The sequence below is a fragment of the Rhodococcus sp. P4_E4 genome (assembly GCF_056401575.1).
Genome location: NZ_JBFUJB010000008.1, coordinates 16018 through 33363, shown reverse-complemented (window position 1 = coordinate 33363; position 17346 = coordinate 16018). Strand labels below are relative to the sequence as shown.

Annotated in this window: 18 protein-coding genes; 7 read left to right on the top strand and 11 right to left on the bottom strand. The window is 63.4% G+C overall.

The window, feature by feature from the left end:
* Positions 1-9: 9 nt before the first annotated feature.
* The gene (locus tag AC1DVN_RS11485; RefSeq protein WP_050768616.1) at positions 10-429 is read left to right on the top strand and encodes a TetR/AcrR family transcriptional regulator; all 420 of its coding nucleotides are present in this window, start codon (positions 10-12) and stop codon (positions 427-429) included.
* Here AC1DVN_RS11485 and AC1DVN_RS11480 read toward each other — a convergent pair.
* From AC1DVN_RS11480 to AC1DVN_RS11465, 4 genes are all read right to left on the bottom strand, one after another.
* Positions 426-2234: an ABC-F family ATP-binding cassette domain-containing protein gene (locus tag AC1DVN_RS11480; protein WP_003946255.1), complete on the bottom strand. Its 1809-nt coding sequence runs from the start codon at positions 2232-2234 to the stop codon at positions 426-428. The two genes, AC1DVN_RS11485 and AC1DVN_RS11480, sit on opposite strands and share 4 nt — an antisense overlap.
* A complete protein-coding gene (locus AC1DVN_RS11475) occupies positions 2234-3169 on the bottom strand; it encodes a 4-(cytidine 5'-diphospho)-2-C-methyl-D-erythritol kinase (RefSeq protein ID WP_047888461.1) in 936 nt (311 codons plus the stop codon). Before AC1DVN_RS11475 ends, AC1DVN_RS11480 begins: the two co-directional genes overlap by 1 nt.
* Positions 3170-3250: 81 nt before the next feature.
* Positions 3251-4027, bottom strand: a complete 777-nt coding sequence (locus AC1DVN_RS11470) for an ABC transporter permease (protein ID WP_019744694.1) — start codon at positions 4025-4027, stop codon at positions 3251-3253.
* Between the two features lie 37 nt (positions 4028-4064).
* On the bottom strand, positions 4065-5060 hold the full coding sequence (locus AC1DVN_RS11465; RefSeq protein ID WP_019744695.1) for an ABC transporter ATP-binding protein: 996 nt from the start codon (positions 5058-5060) through the stop codon (positions 4065-4067).
* 96 nt (positions 5061-5156) lie between these two features.
* On the opposite strand from AC1DVN_RS11465, the gene AC1DVN_RS11460 reads away from it, so the two are divergent.
* Positions 5157-6125: a helix-turn-helix transcriptional regulator gene (locus tag AC1DVN_RS11460; protein WP_019744696.1), complete on the top strand. Its 969-nt coding sequence runs from the start codon at positions 5157-5159 to the stop codon at positions 6123-6125.
* Positions 6126-6222: 97 nt separating this feature from the next.
* On the opposite strand, the gene AC1DVN_RS11455 is transcribed toward AC1DVN_RS11460, so the two are convergent.
* On the bottom strand, positions 6223-6426 hold the full coding sequence (locus AC1DVN_RS11455) for a cold-shock protein (protein WP_003946232.1): 204 nt from the start codon (positions 6424-6426) through the stop codon (positions 6223-6225).
* Positions 6427-6740: 314 nt separating this feature from the next.
* Here AC1DVN_RS11455 and AC1DVN_RS11450 point away from each other — a divergent pair, with 314 nt between their 5' ends.
* Genes AC1DVN_RS11450 through AC1DVN_RS11440 form a run of 3 tightly spaced genes read left to right on the top strand, consistent with a single transcriptional unit; the run spans position 6741 to position 10133 of the window.
* On the top strand, positions 6741-6950 hold the full coding sequence (locus AC1DVN_RS11450) for a heavy-metal-associated domain-containing protein (protein ID WP_003946267.1): 210 nt from the start codon (positions 6741-6743) through the stop codon (positions 6948-6950).
* A gap of 7 nt (positions 6951-6957) precedes the next feature.
* Positions 6958-7872, top strand: coding sequence for a hypothetical protein (locus AC1DVN_RS11445; protein WP_060939746.1), 915 nt, complete (start codon positions 6958-6960; stop codon positions 7870-7872).
* On the top strand, positions 7872-10133 hold the full coding sequence (locus tag AC1DVN_RS11440) for a heavy metal translocating P-type ATPase (protein WP_477993805.1): 2262 nt from the start codon (positions 7872-7874) through the stop codon (positions 10131-10133). The genes AC1DVN_RS11445 and AC1DVN_RS11440 overlap by 1 nt, the downstream gene beginning before the upstream one ends.
* A gap of 58 nt (positions 10134-10191) precedes the next feature.
* On the opposite strand, the gene rsmA is transcribed toward AC1DVN_RS11440, so the two are convergent.
* The 3 genes from rsmA to AC1DVN_RS11425 are packed head-to-tail and all read right to left on the bottom strand — an operon-like array spanning position 10192 to position 13386.
* Positions 10192-11091, bottom strand: a complete 900-nt coding sequence (rsmA, locus tag AC1DVN_RS11435) for a 16S rRNA (adenine(1518)-N(6)/adenine(1519)-N(6))-dimethyltransferase RsmA (protein WP_003946263.1) — start codon at positions 11089-11091, stop codon at positions 10192-10194.
* 9 nt (positions 11092-11100) lie between these two features.
* Complete coding sequence (locus AC1DVN_RS11430) at positions 11101-12228, bottom strand: transglycosylase family protein (protein WP_020908607.1); 1128 nt, start codon at positions 12226-12228, stop codon at positions 11101-11103.
* Between the two features lie 33 nt (positions 12229-12261).
* Positions 12262-13386, bottom strand: coding sequence for a resuscitation-promoting factor (locus AC1DVN_RS11425; RefSeq protein ID WP_019744700.1), 1125 nt, complete (start codon positions 13384-13386; stop codon positions 12262-12264).
* 236 nt (positions 13387-13622) lie between these two features.
* Between AC1DVN_RS11425 and AC1DVN_RS11420 the strand changes: the two genes are divergently transcribed.
* Complete coding sequence (locus tag AC1DVN_RS11420; RefSeq protein ID WP_020908609.1) at positions 13623-15071, top strand: amino acid ABC transporter substrate-binding protein/permease; 1449 nt, start codon at positions 13623-13625, stop codon at positions 15069-15071.
* Entirely contained in the window at positions 15068-15835 is a 768-nt protein-coding gene (locus AC1DVN_RS11415) for an amino acid ABC transporter ATP-binding protein (RefSeq protein ID WP_322742130.1), read from the top strand. Before AC1DVN_RS11420 ends, AC1DVN_RS11415 begins: the two co-directional genes overlap by 4 nt.
* A 36-nt stretch (positions 15836-15871) precedes the next feature.
* On the opposite strand, the gene AC1DVN_RS11410 is transcribed toward AC1DVN_RS11415, so the two are convergent.
* The 3 genes from AC1DVN_RS11410 to AC1DVN_RS11400 form a co-directional block, all read right to left on the bottom strand.
* On the bottom strand, positions 15872-16297 hold the full coding sequence (locus tag AC1DVN_RS11410) for a DUF6578 domain-containing protein (protein ID WP_477993804.1): 426 nt from the start codon (positions 16295-16297) through the stop codon (positions 15872-15874).
* Entirely contained in the window at positions 16294-16425 is a 132-nt protein-coding gene (locus AC1DVN_RS11405; RefSeq protein ID WP_477916612.1) for a hypothetical protein, read from the bottom strand. The genes AC1DVN_RS11410 and AC1DVN_RS11405 overlap by 4 nt, the downstream gene beginning before the upstream one ends.
* A gap of 77 nt (positions 16426-16502) precedes the next feature.
* Positions 16503-17330 (bottom strand): TatD family hydrolase, encoded by an 828-nt coding sequence (locus tag AC1DVN_RS11400; RefSeq protein ID WP_046378972.1) that lies wholly within the window; start codon positions 17328-17330, stop codon positions 16503-16505.
* Positions 17331-17346 lie beyond the last annotated feature (16 nt).

Genomic DNA, 17346 nt, shown 5'->3' with positions numbered 1-17346 from the left:
GCCTGGTCGATGAGAGGCGTCGAAGACGAGGCAGGCGTGCCACACGGCAGCGCACGGCACTACTTCGCAAATCAACGTGGACTGATAGTCGAGGTGGTGCGACACCTTCTGGACGGCGATCTTCCTCGCCCAGGCGAGACACCGAAGCAACAAGTGTCCCGGTGGCTGGGGCCTGAATCCGGCCGCACCCGGGCGCGTTACGAACTGATCATCGCGTCATTCCACGATCCCGACCTCGCAGTGGAACTGGTGCGTGGTCGGGATCGGTTTGTCGACATCTTGGTCGAACGCGGCATGACCTCGTCCGATGCAACGGAGTTGGTCGCAGCACTGGACGGGGTCGTTCTGGACGCACTGCTACGCGAGCAAGCACCGGAGAGCGTGGATCCAGAGCGAATCTTCAAGAAATTCGGAGCGAAGTTCCCCTAGCCGTCCAGCTCGGCGAACAGCTCCATCCACTGCTCCTCGGCGGCTTCCTTGTCCGCGATGACCTGCTTGAGTTCAGCCCCGAGCTTCTGCAGCTTGTCCGGGTCGGTGGCTGCGTCGGCGAGGGAAGCGTGCAGCTTCTTCTCGCGGTCGTCGAACTTCGCAATTGACCGCTCGAGCTTCGAAAGCTCCTTGCGTGCAGCGCGATCCGCGGCACCGTCGCGGACCTGCTTGCTCTTCGACGCACCACTCGCCGTCGAGGCCACCGACGGGTTGTCGCCGTCCCCCATCGCTGCGCGTCGACGCAGGTAGTCCTCGATACCACCCGGCAGGTTGGTGAGCTTGCGATCACCGAAGAGAGCCCAGGTGGTGTCACAGATGCGCTCGATCAGGTACCGGTCGTGCGAGATGACCACCATGGTGCCCGCCCAGCCGTCGAGCAGATCCTCGAGTTGCTGAAGCGTGTCGATGTCGAGATCGTTGGTGGGCTCGTCGAGAAGCAGAACGTTGGGCTCGGCCATGAGGACACGCGTCAACTGCAGACGGCGGCGCTCACCACCGGACAGATCGCCGACGGGGGTGCGCTGACGCGCCGGTGTGAAGCCCAGCCGCTCAGCCAGCTGACCGGCTGATACTTCCTTGTCCCCCAGCGTGATTCGCTCGGCTACGTCCTTGACCGCGTCGAGTACACGCATGTCGGTCGGCAGATCGTCGAGTTCCTGCTTGAGCCAACCGATGTGGACGGTCTGCCCCTGAATGCGCTTGCCTGCTGCCGGCTCGAGTTCACCGGCCAGCGTCCGCAGCAGAGTCGTCTTGCCCGAGCCGTTGACACCGACCAGGCCTACACGCTCCCCCGGAGCGAGCCGCCAGGTCAGATCCTCGACGAGTACGCGGCCGTCCGGGGTCTCCAGACGCGCGTCTTCGAGTTCGATGACAACCTTGCCGAGTCGACGCTGGGCGAAGGACGCAAGTGCCACCGCGTCACGAGGTGCCGGAACGTCAGCGATCAAGGCCTCCGCGGCCTCGATGCGGTACTTCGGCTTCGATGTACGGGCCGGCGCACCGCGGCGCAGCCATGCGAGTTCCTTGCGCGCAAGGTTGCGTCGACGCTCTTCGGAAGCGTCGGCCTGACGCGAACGCTCGGCGCGGGCGAACACCCAGTCGTTGTAGCCACCCTCGTAGCTTTCGACGCCGCCACCGACAACCTCCCAGGTGCGGGTGGCGACGGTGTCGAGGAACCAGCGATCGTGGGTCACGACGACAAGCGCGCTGCGACGCGAGACGAGGTGCTCGGCCAACCACTGAACACCTTCGACGTCTAGGTGGTTGGTCGGCTCGTCGAGCACCAGCAGATCGAGGTCCTGAACCAGAGCCGCAGCGAGAGCCACGCGGCGACGCTCACCGCCGGACAAGCCGTCGACCTTGGCGTCCAATGCGGACCGCTCGCCGCCGGCGCCCAAGTTGTCGATGCCGATACCCGAGAGCACCGAACGAATGCGCGCGTCGCCGGCCCACTCGTGCTGAGCCACTCCGAGCGGCCCCAGGACCACTTCACCGACCGTGGAGCCGGGAGGCAACACACCGCGCTGCGTCACGACGGCCATGCGCAATCCGCCGACGCGGCTCACGCGTCCCGAATCCGGCTGCTCCACACCCGCGAGGACTTCGAGCATGGTCGTCTTGCCGCCACCGTTGAGGCCGACGACACCGATGCGCTCGCCTTCCTCCACGCCCAGGGAGACCCCGTCGAGCAACGGCTTGACGCCGAAAGACTTCGACACGTTTTCCAGATTGATCAGATTCGCCATCAGTGCTGTCCCTTTGCCGCATTGTCGAGTATTCGTGCTCCGGGAACGGGTCCGCTCGCCACGCGAACGGTGCGGCACACCCCCGCTCCCGCAAGTTCTGCGCTCACTTCCACCGCGGACTGTGCGTCGGCGCAGAGAAAGGCGCACGTCGGTCCGGAGCCGGAGACGATGCCGGCCAAAGCTCCGGCTTCGACACCCGCTCGCAGCGTCCGTCGTAGATCCGGGTTGAGTGAGAGTGCTGCCGCCTGCAGATCGTTTCCGAGCAGCGGGGCGAGCACATGAGGGTCACCGGTGGTGAGCGCGTGAATCAACTCGTCAGCGTTACCCAATCGATTCGGTGTGCCTTCGGCGCGAAGCTTGTCGAGTTCCCGGAAGACAACCGGCGTGCTCAAGCCTCCCTTGGCCAGCGCCAACACCCAGTGAAAGGTGCGGCGCGTCAAGACGGGGACAAGTTGTTCACCGCGACCGGTCCCGAGGGCAGTGCCACCGTGCAGCGAGAACGGAACGTCACTCCCGAGACGTGCCGCGAAGGCGTCGAGATCAGGCCGCGAGAAGTCGAGTTTCCACAACGAATTGAGCGCAACCAACGCGGCTGCCGCGTCGGCGCTCCCGCCGGCCATACCGCCTGCGACGGGAATGCCCTTCTCGATGACGATCTCGACATTCGAAGCCACGCCACCCTCGGCCGCCAGCATCTCGGCGGCACGCCACACGAGATTGGTGCGATCGGTCGGTACGGCCGCGGCGTCGTCGCCGATCACCCGCACGGTCAAGGTGTCCGCAGGCGCCACCGTGACGGTGTCTGCCAGCGACAATGCCTGAAAAACGGTCGTCAGTTCGTGATAGCCGTCGTCTCGCAGGTCCCCGACGGCAAGGTGGAGATTCACCTTGGACGGGGCCCGGACAACTACGGGGCGAGGAACGACGGAGAGCACAAGGAACAACAATAGGCGCTGCGAACACCTGGGCGAAAACCTGCGACCGCCGCACCCCATCCGACAGCAAGCACACCCACGCTATTTCACCGCGCGCACGCCTATCCCCAGGCCGACCACAGCCACGCTGACGGCAGCGAAGATTCCTGCCAGAACGCTGCCCGACGCGAAGTCACCGGCAAAGAGTGCCCGCTCGGCGTCTACGACGTAGCCGAGCGGATTGATATTCACGAGGACCTTCATCCAACCTGGTGCGTCGTCGAGCGGAAGCATGGTTCCCGACAGGATCAGGAGCGGGAACATCAGCGTCTGCTGAACGACCCAGAACATCCAATCCTGCTCCCGCACAGCCAGAGCGAGAGCGTACGAGAGCGCACCGAGTCCGACGCCGAACACTCCCAGCAGGACGATTCCGAGCGCAGCGCCCGCTGCATTGACGTCCAATCCGAGCGGTAGCGCAACAAGGATGATCAGAATCGCCTGCGCGGCAAGCGGAACCATCTCCTTGCATGCTCTCCCGATCAACAACGACGAGCGTCTGAGCGGAGTCACCAACATTCGCTCGTGGGATCCCTGCTGCATCTCCATCAAAAGGTTGGAACCGGTCATCGTCGTGCCGAAGATCGCGATCATCACCAATACACCGGGGATGAACCAATTCCATACGCCGTCGCCGGTTCCCGGGACCCCTTTGAGCAGAGGCCCGAACAGGGCCAACAGGATCAGCGGCTGGATGAGGCTGAAGATGACGCTGACCGGGTCACGCAACATCGGCCGCAGTTCACGGCCCATCACGATCGCGCTGTCTCGAACAATGTTGCCGTGCGCGCTACGTGGGGTATCGAGTGTGATTGTCATGGCGGATTCCTGTTCGTCGTAGTTCTTCGTCGTAGTTCTAGGAAGCAACCGCGGCGGCGCTCTCGCGCAGGCTGCGGCCGGTGAGAGTGAGGAAAACGTCGTCGAGAGTCGGCCTGGTGATGTCGGCAGTGACTGCGCGGGCGCCGCGGGCATCGGCTTCACGCAGCAATACCGGAAGCGTCGAATCACCCTCGCCGGCACGGATACTCACCGAGCTTGCCTCGACCGTGACCTCACGCACAGTGACAAGTTGCTCGGCCACCGACGCCGCGATGGCGGCCGCTTCGGCGTTGTCGAACGTGAGCAACAAATGATCTCCGGCAAGATCGGCCTTGAGTGCGGCAGCGGTGTTGTCCGCGATGACAGTGCCTTCGTCGATGACGATGACCCGCTCTGCCATCGAATCCGCTTCTTCGAGGTAGTGCGTGGTCAGCACGATCGTGGTGCCCATCTCGCGCCGCAACCGCAGGATGTGGTCCCAGAGGTTGGCTCGACTTTGCGGGTCCATGCCCGTGGTCGGCTCGTCGAGGAACAGGAGCGGTGGGCGATGGACCAGGCCCAGAGCGATATCGAGCCGCCGTCGCTGCCCGCCGGACAGCGTACTGACCTTTCGAGTACCCAACTCGGTGAGTTCGAGATCACGCAGCAATTCGTCGGCCCGGACCTGCGAGTCGCCCTTGGGCATTCCGTAGCACAACCCCTGCGTCACCAACTCGTCGCGAACCCGCTGGTTGTGGCCGGCTCCGTTCCCCTGTCCGACGTATCCGAGGCTGGAGCGCACCTCGTTTCGTGCCGCAGCGATGTCGAATCCTGCGATCCGCGCAGTACCGGAAGTGGGCTCGAGCAAGGTGGTCAGCATGCGCAACGTCGTCGATTTTCCGGCACCGTTCGGCCCAAGCAAGGCAACCAACTCGCCCTCCGCTACGTCGAGAGTGACGCCCTTGACTGCTTCCACGAGTTTCTTGCCCTGGGCGAAGTGCTTGGTGAGCGCCTCCGTCTCGATCATCGGTCTGCCGTTGTTGATGCGACTCATGATGTGCCCCAATTTCTTCTCGACTGGTCGGATGTGGACCAACCTAAATTCAATTGAGGACGCATTGGGTCCTAAATGTTTGGCAGACTTCTTGCCATGAAGGAGACATCGGCTCGCCTACTGCGGTTGCTGTCACTGCTCCAGACACGTCGAGACTGGTCCGGTGCCGAACTCGCAGACAAGCTCGCGATCACCCCGCGCACAGTCAGACGTGACGTGGACCGCCTCCGCGATCTCGGCTACCCAGTCGACGCGACGGTCGGCGTCGGCGGTGGATATCGCCTGGGAGCGGGCGCGGAGATGCCCCCGCTACAGCTCGATGACGAAGAAGTGCTCGCGGTGGCGCTCTCTTTGCAGTCCGGAGCGACCGGCTCTGTGGTCGGCATCGGCGAGGCTTCGATGCGCGCGCTGGCGAAGCTGCGGCAGATCATGCCGTCGAGGCTGCGACACCGTCTGGAGTCGCTGTCGATCGACGTCGTGCCACGCGAGCCCGCCGCGAGCGCAGTCGATGCGTCGGTACTGTCCGCCATCGCGTCCGTATGCCACAACCACGAGCGTTTGAGATTCGACTACCGCACTCACGACGGCACCCAGAGCCGACGCGAGGTGGAACCGTACAGGCTCGTACGGTCGGGTGTTCGGTGGTATCTGGTGGCTTGGGATCTATCTCGCGAAGACTGGCGGTCGTTCCGCGTCGACCGGATGGAACCCAAGATTCCCACCGGTCCGCGGTTCACGCCGCGGGAACTACCGGCCGGTGGCGCGGCAGACTTCGTTTCGCGCGGCGTCGCCCGGGCTTATTCCTCCACGCGCGCAACAGTTCTACTGCATGCACCCATCGAGCAGATAGCACCAATGGTCAATGAGCAGTGGGGATCAGTGGAGTCCACCGACGAAGGGCGTTGCGTCATTGTGCTTTCGGGCACTTCCCTACGGTCGATCGCAATGTGGCTCAGGGCTTTCGACGTCGATTTCACCGTTGTGAATCCACCCGAACTCCGCGAGGAATGCCGCGCGATCGCAGCCGAAACCGCAGTGGCCGCTCAGCGTTATCTCGATGCGTGAGAGCACTTTTCACCCAAAATGCAACAAGACCCCAACTCCGAAGAGTTGGGGTCTTGTCAGTACGTCATGCGTCGGTTGCCCGACTCACATGGACGTCTTAGACGATGGTAACGCCGGTGGCCTGCGGGCCCTTGTTGCCCTGACCGATCTCGAACGCCACGCGCTGGTTCTCCTCGAGAGTGCGGAAGCCGCCACTCTGGATCTCGGAGTAGTGAACGAAGACGTCAGCACTGCCGTCTTCGGGAGCGATGAAGCCGAACCCCTTCTCGGAGTTGAACCACTTCACGATGCCCTCTGCCATGTAAATCTCCTCTAACACAGTGTCAACAGGCAGTCGCTTCGACCGCCCGGGTCACTTACTACGACCGTTCTGAGACAAATCCGTGGAGGATGTCCAAACGCTCGCAACCTAACCATTTGCGAGCGTGGAAACACAAACACAAACACTTACGACCAACACAAGTAGACCACACATCCGCCCTGTTGTCTTCCCTGAGGCCTTCGTCACTGCCCAACCCGTTGACAGGCATACCCCCTGGGGGTACCTTCAGTCCCAGGGAGATACCTACACCGGGTATCCGTAAAATGAGTTTTACACAAGCGAAGGGATCTGCGATGACCACCGCCGAATACACCGTTTCCGGAATGACCTGCGGACACTGCGTCGGATCCGTCAAGGAAGAGATCGGCAACATCGCGGGCGTAACCGCGGTGGATGTCGAATTGGCGAGCGGACGCGTCGTTGTCACCAGCGATGCCCCCGTCTCCGCAGCCGACGTCGTCGCAGCAGTCGACGAAGCCGGCTACGCAGTCGTACCAAGCTGAGTCAGCCGTGCGCACCTCGACAACACTTGCCACCTACGCCGTAGGGTTGGTCGCCGTCTTCGGCGCCGCCCTCGGCGTGGGGGCCGCAATCGGAAGCCCGATAGACATGTCCACTACCCAGCACAGCACCCACGAATCAACCGCTGAATCGATGCCAGGCATGGATTCGGCGACACCCGCAGGGCTCGAAGTCTCTTCCGGCGGATACACACTCACCGACGTGACCGCACCCGGTCGAGCTGGGGAGCCGGGAACCTTGACCTTCCGGATTCTCGACAGCACCAACAAGCCCGTCGTCGATTTCGACCTCCTGCACGAGAAGAAGCTCCACCTCATCGTCGTCCGAAACGACACCAGCGAATTCCGCCACGTACATCCTTCTCTCGCCGCAGACGGCACCTGGTCGATCGACTGGACCTGGCCCGTCGCCGGCACCTACCGAGTCTTCGCGGACTTCGATCCCGCCGACGGCACCCAACTGACGCTCGGCCGAAACTTCGACGTGGCAGGCGAATTCACTCCTGCGCCGCTGCCCGCGAAGAGCGCGACCGCAACCGTCGACGGATACACCGTGACTCTCGACGGTGATCTGACCACTGCCGGCGGCCCGATCACGCTGAGCGTTGCTCGCGACGGAGCCCCGGTCACCGATCTCGATCCGTACCTCGGTGCCTACGGTCATCTTGTTGCGCTTCGCACCGGCGACCTCGCCTACCTGCACGTTCACCCCGAGGGTGAACCGGGCGACGGCGTCACTTCTCCCGGTCCTGACGTTTCCTTCCACGCACAGGCGCCGAGCGAAGGCACATACCGACTGTTCCTCGACTTCCAGCACGAGGGCGTGGTTCGCACCGCCGAATTCACTGTTGATGCAGGCACTTCCGCAGCTTCAGTTCCAGACAATCACGAGGGAGGGCACTGATGACGTCACCGACTGCGGTCGACAATGCTGCCAACTCGAGCAGCGTCGAACTCGCGATCACCGGAATGACCTGCGCCTCCTGCGCGTCACGAATCGAGAAGAAGCTCAACAAGATCGACGGCGTCACAGCCACGGTCAACTACGCGACGGAAAAAGCCAAGGTCACCTTCCCGGACGGGGTACCCGTCGAAGATTTGGTCACCGCCGTCGAGAATGCCGGTTACGCTGCCGCGCTCCCGAAACCGCCCAGCGCGCCAGACACCGTCGACCCGGATGCGGAAACCCCGCAGGATCGTGATCTGCGCGAGCTTCGTACCCGCCTGATCATCTCGACTCTGCTCTCCGTGCCGGTCATCGCGATGGCGATGATTCCTGCGTTGCAGTTCGACAACTGGCAGTGGCTCTCCCTCACGCTGGCCGCACCGGTCATCGTGTGGGCAGCCCTTCCCTTCCACCGGGCTGCCTGGGTCAACCTGCGTCACGGCGCCGCAACGATGGACACGCTCATCTCTCTGGGCACCATCGCAGCGTTCGTCTGGTCGCTCTACGCACTGTTCTTCGGCACCGCGGGCGAAGCGGGAATGAAACACGCGTTCAGACTGACGGTCGACCGGATGGACGGCAGCGCCAACATCTACCTCGAGGTTGCCACGGGCGTCATCACGTTCGTGCTCGCCGGACGCTACTTCGAGCACAAGTCCAAGCGCACGTCCGGCGCCGCACTACGCGCGCTCATGGAACTCGGTGCAAAAGACGTCGCGGTACTGCGAAACGGCGTCGAAGTACGAATCCCCGCCGAAGAACTGGCAGCGGGCGACTCGTTCATCGTTCGGCCCGGCGAGAAGATCGCCACCGACGGCATCATCACCGAAGGCCGCTCAGCCGTCGACATGAGCATGTTGACCGGCGAATCCGTGCCGGAGGAGGTCGGTGTCGGAGACACCGTCGTCGGCGCCACCGTCAACGTCGGTGGAACGTTGACCGTCGAGGCCACCCGCGTCGGGAGCGACACCCAACTCGCCCAGATGGCGGCACTGGTCGAAGACGCCCAGAACGGCAAGGCCGAAGTTCAGCGCCTCGCCGATCGGATCGCCGGTATCTTCGTACCGGTCGTCATCGCGATTGCCGTTGCGACACTGGGCTACTGGCTCGGTACCGGCAACCCCATCGAGATGGCATTCACCGCTGCGGTCGCCGTCCTGATCATCGCGTGCCCGTGTGCTCTCGGATTGGCAACGCCCACAGCTCTGTTGGTGGGCACCGGCCGCGGAGCCCAGATGGGAATCCTCATCAAGGGACCCGAGGTGCTCGAATCGACGCGCGCAGTCGACACCGTCGTGCTCGACAAGACGGGAACCGTCACCACCGGTCAGATGACATTGCTGGACACCGTGGTGGGCGAAGGAACAACCGTCGACGAGGTGCTTCGGCTGGCCGGCGCCCTCGAACATCGCTCCGAGCACCCCATCGCCGCAGCGATCGCGAAGGGTGCGACCGACGCAGTGGGCGAATTGCCTGCGGTCGAGGATTTCGTGAACGTCGCCGGTCGCGGCGTGCAGGGAATGGTCGACGGTCATGCCGTTGTTGCCGGCCGAGACGCGCTGCTCGCCGACTGGTCGATGCCGTTGCCGGAAAATCTCCGTGACGCGAAAGCTGAAGCAGAGAAGGCCGGGCGCACCGCAATCGCGGTGGGCTGGGACGGCAAGGCGCACGGCGTCCTCGTGATCGCCGACGCGGTCAAGGACACGAGCGCCGAAGCAATCGCGCAGTTGAAGGCACTCGGCCTCGAACCGGTTCTGCTGACCGGTGACAACGCCACCGTTGCCCGCACCGTGGCGGATCAGGTCGGGATCAGCACCGTCTTCGCCGAGGTCATGCCGGCGGACAAGGTCGACGCCGTCAAGAAGCTGCAGGCGGAAGGACGCGTCGTAGCCATGGTCGGCGACGGCGTGAACGACGCGGCGGCCCTGGCTCAGGCCGATCTCGGTCTGGCGATGGGCACGGGCACCGACGTTGCGATCGAGGCCAGCGACATCACCCTGGTTCGAGGTGACCTGCGGTCGGCAGCCGATGCAATTCGACTGTCCCGCAAGACGCTGAAGACCATCAAGGGCAACCTGTTCTGGGCGTTCGCCTACAACACGGCAGCGATCCCGCTGGCTGCGGCCGGCCTGCTCAACCCGATGCTCGCTGGTGCCGCAATGGCATTCAGCAGTGTGTTCGTGGTGAGCAACAGCCTGAGGTTGCGGCGGTTCAAGTAAGGGGGCAAGCCCCTGTGCGCGGTTAGGGAGTCCCTGCACTCCTTAACCGCGCACGGGGCTATTCGCCTCCAGCCAGCCGAACGAAGGCTGCTGCGTCGAGCATCTCGCCACGCGTCTGTGGCTCGATGCCGGCAGCGAGGAGCCGTCGCTCGGCCTCGGCAGGCGAACCTGCCCAACCACTGAGCGCGGCACGCAAAGTCTTGCGGCGCTGCGCGAATGCGGCGTCGATGGCAGCAAAAACCTGCTTGCGGTGTTTCTCGTCCATCGGCCACGGCGGCTCCGCGTACCGGTCGATACGAACCAGACCTGATTCCACCTTCGGCACCGGCCAGAACACGTTGCGTCCGACGGCACCGGCGCGGCGAACCTCGCCGAAGAAGTTGGCCTTGACGCTGGGAACGCCGTAGATCTTGCTTCCCGGATCAGCCGCCAGGCGATCGGCAACCTCGGCTTGCACCATCACGAGTGCGGTCCGCAGACTCGGGAGCGATGCGAACAGATGCAACAGCACCGGCACCGCGACGTTGTACGGCAGGTTCGCAACCAGTGCGGTCGGCTCGCCGGGTATCTGTGAAGGCAGCACACGCATCGCGTCCGCTTCGACGACGGTCAGTCGATCGGCCAACTCCGGCGCTCGCTCGGCGACCGTCTTGGGAAGGCGAGCCGCGAGGTTGGGATCGATCTCGACCGCGATCACACGATCGACGACGTCCATCAGCGCCATCGTCAGCGAACCGAGACCCGGCCCCACCTCGAGAACGACATCGTCACGAGTGACGCCTGCCGTGGTGACGATGCGTCGCACGGTATTGGCGTCGTGAACGAAGTTCTGCCCCAACTGTTTCGTGGGCCGGACACCGAATTCCTCGGCAAGAGCGCGCACCTCGACCGGACCGAGCAGGGCTGCCTGCCCGCGCGGAGTAGCGATGGGTTCGTTCGATTGTTCGGCGTCTGACACCAGTAGAACTTATCCCAGTCCGAGGCGACCCGAGCACGACGGCCATGCGCCCCAGCCCTGAGTGCGCTGCGTTTGCGTCGCGATCGCGATCTGCTCTTCACGGGTTGCGAGGTCGGCGCGAGGCGCATACTTCAACCCGCCCTGCCGTTCCCACGTGTTCTGGTCGAACTGCACGCCGCCGTAGAAACCGTTGCCGGTGTTGATAGCCCAGTTGCCGGTGGCCTCGCACTGCGCGAGCGCGTCCCACGTCGAACCGTTCTCCACGGGCGGCACCTCGGTGCCCGGCTTCGTTCCCACGCGCACGACCTTCGGCTGCGCCGGTGTGGTGATCGTCTCCGATACCTGTGTACGTCCGGCCTCGACACCGTTGACGAGATTCACGGCGAACGTCACGTCACGCACGCCGGGAACGCCCGGATTCTCGACGATCGTGCGACTCTGGTTCATCGTCGGATCCTCGATGCGCTGATCCGGCGGATCGAGCGGCAAGGTCTCGACTTTGTTCTCGGTGCGGTTGCGCGTCACCGTGACCTCGAGGCCCTCGGTCAGCGGAGCGTCGGCGGCGGGAACCACCGTGTCCGACTGCTCGAGCGGAGTGCCGTTGGCCGTAAGGAACTCGCCCACCGTCGGTGCCGCGATACGCACGTCGGCCGCCGCGTTTGCGCCGTCGACCAGTTTTGCGACGACCGGTGTCAAGACGTCGAGCGCGGCACCGTCGAGCGGGAGACGCTGCGAGCGCGACGCCGACACGTGCACATCCGCTGAGACATCCAACTGCTTGAGCGCGTCGTCGACGGTCAAGGCGGTGGTCCAGAGCTTCTGTGGCTGACCGTCGACCGTCAGCGTGATCTCACGAGCACGACGGAGCACCACGGTGTCGCCGTCGGACAGCGAAGCGTCGGCCGCGGGAGCAACCGCATCCTTGTCACCGATCGGGTAACCCGCGTCCTCGAGAGCGCCGTCGACGTTGGTCGACATGGTGCTCAGGTGAATCTGCTCACCGTCGACGTCGAGAGTGATGGTCTTGTGCCGGACGACGGCCAGAACGCCACCCACGAGAACCGTCAGGAGAAGAGCGGCGATCGCCGAGTACAACAACGGCGACCTGGTCGAGTTGATCTTGGCGAACGGTGACATGGGTTCCTGAGTTCTGTGTGGAGTGTGGGCGCGTCAGCGCAGGCCCAATTTGCTGGTGCAGGACGGCCACGCACCCCAGCCCTGACCGGCGCGGACCTTCTCGCCGATCGCGATCTGCTGTTCACGTGATGCGAGGTCGGCGCGCGCTGCGTACTGACCGCCGCCGAATGCTTCCCAGGTGCTCTGGGTGAACTGAAGTCCTCCGTAGAAACCGTTGCCGGTGTTGATGGCCCAGTTTCCGGTCGCTTCGCACTGAGCAATGGAGTCCCACGTCGACGCGTTGGACACAGCGGGCGCGGACGTCTGCTTGGTTCCGACCTTCACCACTGCTGCGACCGGTTCCTTGATCACGGTCGCGGACAGTTCGGTTCGCCCAGCCTCGACGCCGTTGACGGTCTTGACCTCGACGGTGGCCGTGCGCTCGCCGGCAACACCCGGGTTTTCGACGACGGTCTTGTCCTTCTCGAGCTCGGGATCTTCGACCTTGTTCTCGGGCGGCGCGATCGGCTGCGTCTCGACGCGAGTGTCCGTGCGGTCGCGGGTGACCTGGATGGTCAGGCCGTTGGTAACGGGTGTGTCAGCGGTGGGAACCACCGAGTCGGCCTGCTCGAGCGGCGCATTCTTGGCCGCGAGAAGATCACCGACGGTTACGGCGGCGAGCTTGATCTCGGCCGCCGGAGCACCACCGTCGCTGACGCTGACGGTCTTCGGGCTGACGACGTCGAGCTCGGTGCGTTCGAGGGGCAGACGATGCGAGCGCGAAGCCGAGACTGCGAAGTCGTCGGAAACATCTACCTGCTTCAGTGCCTCGTCGACCGTCAATGCCGTGGTCCAGATGGTCGTCGGCTGACCGTCCACGGTCAGCGCCAACTCACGGGCACGGCGCAGTACGACGGTATCGCCGTCGGACAGCGAGGAATCGGCGCTCGGAGCGAGCGCGTCCTTGGGATCGACCGGGTATCCGGCGTCCTCGAGAGCGGTACCGACGCTGCTCGACATCGTGGACAGCGAAATCATGTCGCCGTCGACGTCGAGGGTGATCGTCTTGTGCCGAACCACGGCGAGCGCACCTCCGACGATGAGCGTCAGAAGCAACGCACCCACCACTGAATAGAGAAGTGGTGACTTCGTGGAGTTGATCTTGGCAAAAGGCGACACAGGAAATCCCAAGGCAGACGACGTTCGATCACAATACGGTAACGACCGAGCGTTGTATCGGCAACCAAATCACAACGAAATGCGACTTTTGTCACGGAACGGCAACGGCGTGTCGTGTGTTCTGCACTTTCCGGCTCCGATACCCGTGTATCGATTCAGCTCTGGGCGCAGTATGTTCTCGTCTGGTTCAAAGCAGTCCGGCGATCCCGGGCGCGACAGAAGAAAGCTGGGCGATAGTGCGAAGAAGATTCGACAGACCACGTAATGCCAGGTGGCCGATCCTGGCCATCCTGCTGGCGCTGATCGCAGCGCTGTTCGCCCCCGGAATCGCGAGCGCGCAACCCGGTCGCACCTACACGATCGCCACCGATCTGACATTCGCCCCGTTCGAATTCGAGAACGAAGACGGCAAACTCGTCGGCATCGACATCGATCTCCTCAACGCGATCGCCGAGGACCAAGGTTTCAAGGTCGACATCAAGCAGCTCGGCTTCGACGCTGCGCTTCAGGCCGTGCAGGCCGGGCAGGCCGACGGCGTCATCGCCGGCATGTCCATCACCGACGCCCGCAAGCAGGTTTTCGACTTCTCCGACCCGTACTTCGAGTCGGGCGTGCAGATGGCGGTCCTCGAGACCGACAACGACGTGAAGTCGTACGAGGATCTGAAGGGCAAGCGCGTCGCGGTCAAGAACGGCACCGAGGGCGCCAGCTTCGCCGAGTCCATCAAGGATCAATACGGCTTCACCACAGTCTATTTCGCCGACTCCGCCAGCATGTACGACGAGGTCCGCACCGGAAACTCCGTCGCAGTCTTCGACGACTACCCCGTCCTCGCCTACGGCATCACCCAGGGCAACGGCCTCAAGACGGTCACCGAAAAAGAGGTGGGCGCGAGCTACGGCTTCGCCGTCAACAAGGGCCAGAACGCCGAACTGCTCCAGATGTTCAACGCTGGACTGCAGAACCTGCGCGACGACGGCCAGTACGACGAAATCGTCTCGACCTACCTCGGTCAGGGCGCGTCGACGTCGGACAACTCCATCATCGGCTTGATCAAGAGCACCTATCCCCAGCTCCTCAAGGGCCTGTGGTTGACGATCGTTCTCTCGGTCGTCTCGATCGCGATCGCTCTGGTCCTGGGTGCGATCTTCGGTCTCTGCCGCGTGTCCACCAACATGTTCGTCCGAGGTATAGGCACGACCTACGTCGACATCTTCCGCGGCACACCGCTGTTGGTGCAGGCGTTCTTCATCTACTTCGGCATCCCGGCAGCCCTGCATTTCCAGATGTCCGCCTTCACCGCAGGCATCATCACGCTCTCGCTCAACGCCGGCGCGTACATGGCTGAAATCGTCCGCGGCGGCATCTTGTCCGTCGACAAGGGACAGATGGAGGCGTCACGAAGCCTGGGCATCAGCTACATGAAGTCGATGCGAAAAGTCATCATGCCGCAGGCAATTCGCACGATGATCCCGTCGTACATCAACCAGTTCGTCATCACCCTCAAGGACACGTCGATCCTGTCGGTCATCGGACTCGCCGAGCTCACTCAGACAGGGCGCATCATCATCGCGCGCAACTTCCAGTCGTTCAACATGTGGCTGATCATCGGCGTCATGTACTTCATCATCATCATGGCGCTCACCAAGCTGTCGAACCGCCTCGAGAAGAGGATCAACAAGTGACCGAAACAGCCGTCAACATGGGCAAGTCCGACACCGAGGTCAAGATTTCGGTCAAGGGACTGAAGAAGTCGTTCGGCGACAACGAGGTCCTCAAAGGCCTCGACGTCGACATCAAGAGCGGTGAAGTGGTCTGCGTCATCGGGCCTTCCGGTTCGGGTAAGTCCACCTTCCTTCGCTGCCTCAACCGCCTCGAAGACATCACCGCCGGCTCCGTGCGCGTCGACCAGTTCGACCTCACGAACAAGGACGTCGACATCGACAAGGTGCGCCAGCACATCGGGATGGTGTTCCAGCACTTCAACCTGTTCCCACACATGAGCGTCGTCGAAAACGTGATGCTCGCCCCGGTGCAGACCGGGCGATCGACCAAGGATCAGGCTCGCGAGATCGCCGTCAAACTGCTGGCCCAGGTCGGTCTCGCGGAGAAGGCAGATGCCAAGCCCGCCAGCCTGTCCGGTGGGCAGAAGCAACGTGTGGCCATCGCCCGCGCACTGGCGATGAGCCCGGACATCATGCTCTTCGACGAGGCCACCAGCGCTCTCGACCCGGAGATGGTGGGAGAGGTTCTGCAGGTACTTCGTGACCTCGCAAAACAGGGCATGACCATGGTCGTCGTAACCCACGAAATGGGCTTCGCCCGTGAGGTTTCCGATCGAGTCATCTTCATGGCCGATGGATACATCGTCGAAGAAGGCAAGCCGGAGAACCTGTTCGGCAACCCCCAGCAGCAGCGCACCCAGGACTTCCTGGCGAAGGTCCTGTAGGGGCAAGCCCCCTGTGCGCCTTTTTGGTAGTGGGGACTACCGGAAAGGCGCACGGGTGGTGGCCAATTCGACGACCAGCCCGGTCTCGATCCGATTCTGCGGCTCGAAGTCGAAGTCGCCGAACCTTCGGAACCACCGAGGACTGGCCTCGACCCTTCGATAGTTCTCACTACCTGCGACGGGCAACCACATGCGTGGACTTCCGACCTCTGCGTAGGTCGTCGTCACCACGAGAATCCCGAGCACCACACCCGTGGTCACGACTCCAGACGCAGGCATCCCGCCGTGAACCCAACCGTCGAACGCGTCGTCCTGCGATCGCGGTGCCAATGTCCACGAGCATGATTCACCGACCACCGGAAACGGCCCGCAGCACTCGACTTCGACCGCGTCGACATGAACGCTGACGCTCTGGACCGAAGAGTCGACCGGCGTCGGCTCAGTGAAGCTGTGCGCCTTCATTCCCTCCCGGGATTCGAGAAATTCGCCGCGCTCGAGCCGGATCGAGAGGACTGTTCGGCTGTGTGTTCGACGTCGTCGGGATAGACGTCGGAGGGATAGACGTCGGAGGGATAGATGGAGTCATTCATCTGAAATACCCCGCGCAGTAGACGGACCGGGACACGACAATCCCGGGCGCGGAGTTACCTGTCGAACCAGAATAGCGTCAGATCTTGTAGACGCGCTCCGCTGTCGCCGTGGACGCCGCTGCCAGGGCCTGCGGATCCTCGCCGCGGATGTCTGCGAGTGCACGCACTGTGTACGGCAGGCAGTACGACTCGTTAGGCGCACCGCGGAACGGGTGCGGCGTCAAGAACGGCGCATCCGTCTCGACGATCAGCTGATCCGACGGCACCAACAGCGCGGCCTCACGCAGCGCCTTCGCATTCTTGAAACTCACGGTTCCCGAAAAACTCAACACGTACCCGGCGGCGATGCACTCCCGCGCCATCTCCGAATCCGAGGAGAAGCAGTGGAACACCACTGTCTCCGGCGCACCTTCCTCGTTCAGCACCCGCAGCAAGTCCTGGTCGGCTTCGCGGTTGTGAATCATCAGCGTCTTACCGAGACGCTTCGCGAGGTCGATGTGCCACCGGAAACCGTCGACCTGCTCCTCGATCGTGGCGCACCCTTCGAGCTTGCCTGGCCAGTAGAGATCCAGCCCGGTCTCCCCCACCGCGACGACCCGCGGATCGGACGCCAACCGTTCGATCTCGGCCCTGGTGTCGGCATCCAGGACGTTCGCCCTGGTCGGATGGATTGCGACGGCTGCGTAAACCCTCGAATCCCAGTTCGCAGCGTCGACGGCAAAGCGTGCAGCATCGAGGTCGTCGGCCACCGTGACGACCCGTCCGACGCCGACGGCCTCGGCTCGATCGACTATTTCGGCCACGGTCGCAGCGTCGTGGGCGCCGCACGCGTCGAGGTGCGTATGGGCGTCGATCAGAGGCGACAAGGGCTCAGGGGCATCGGGGGCGGGACGGTCTTTGCTCACGCCCGATAGAGTAAGC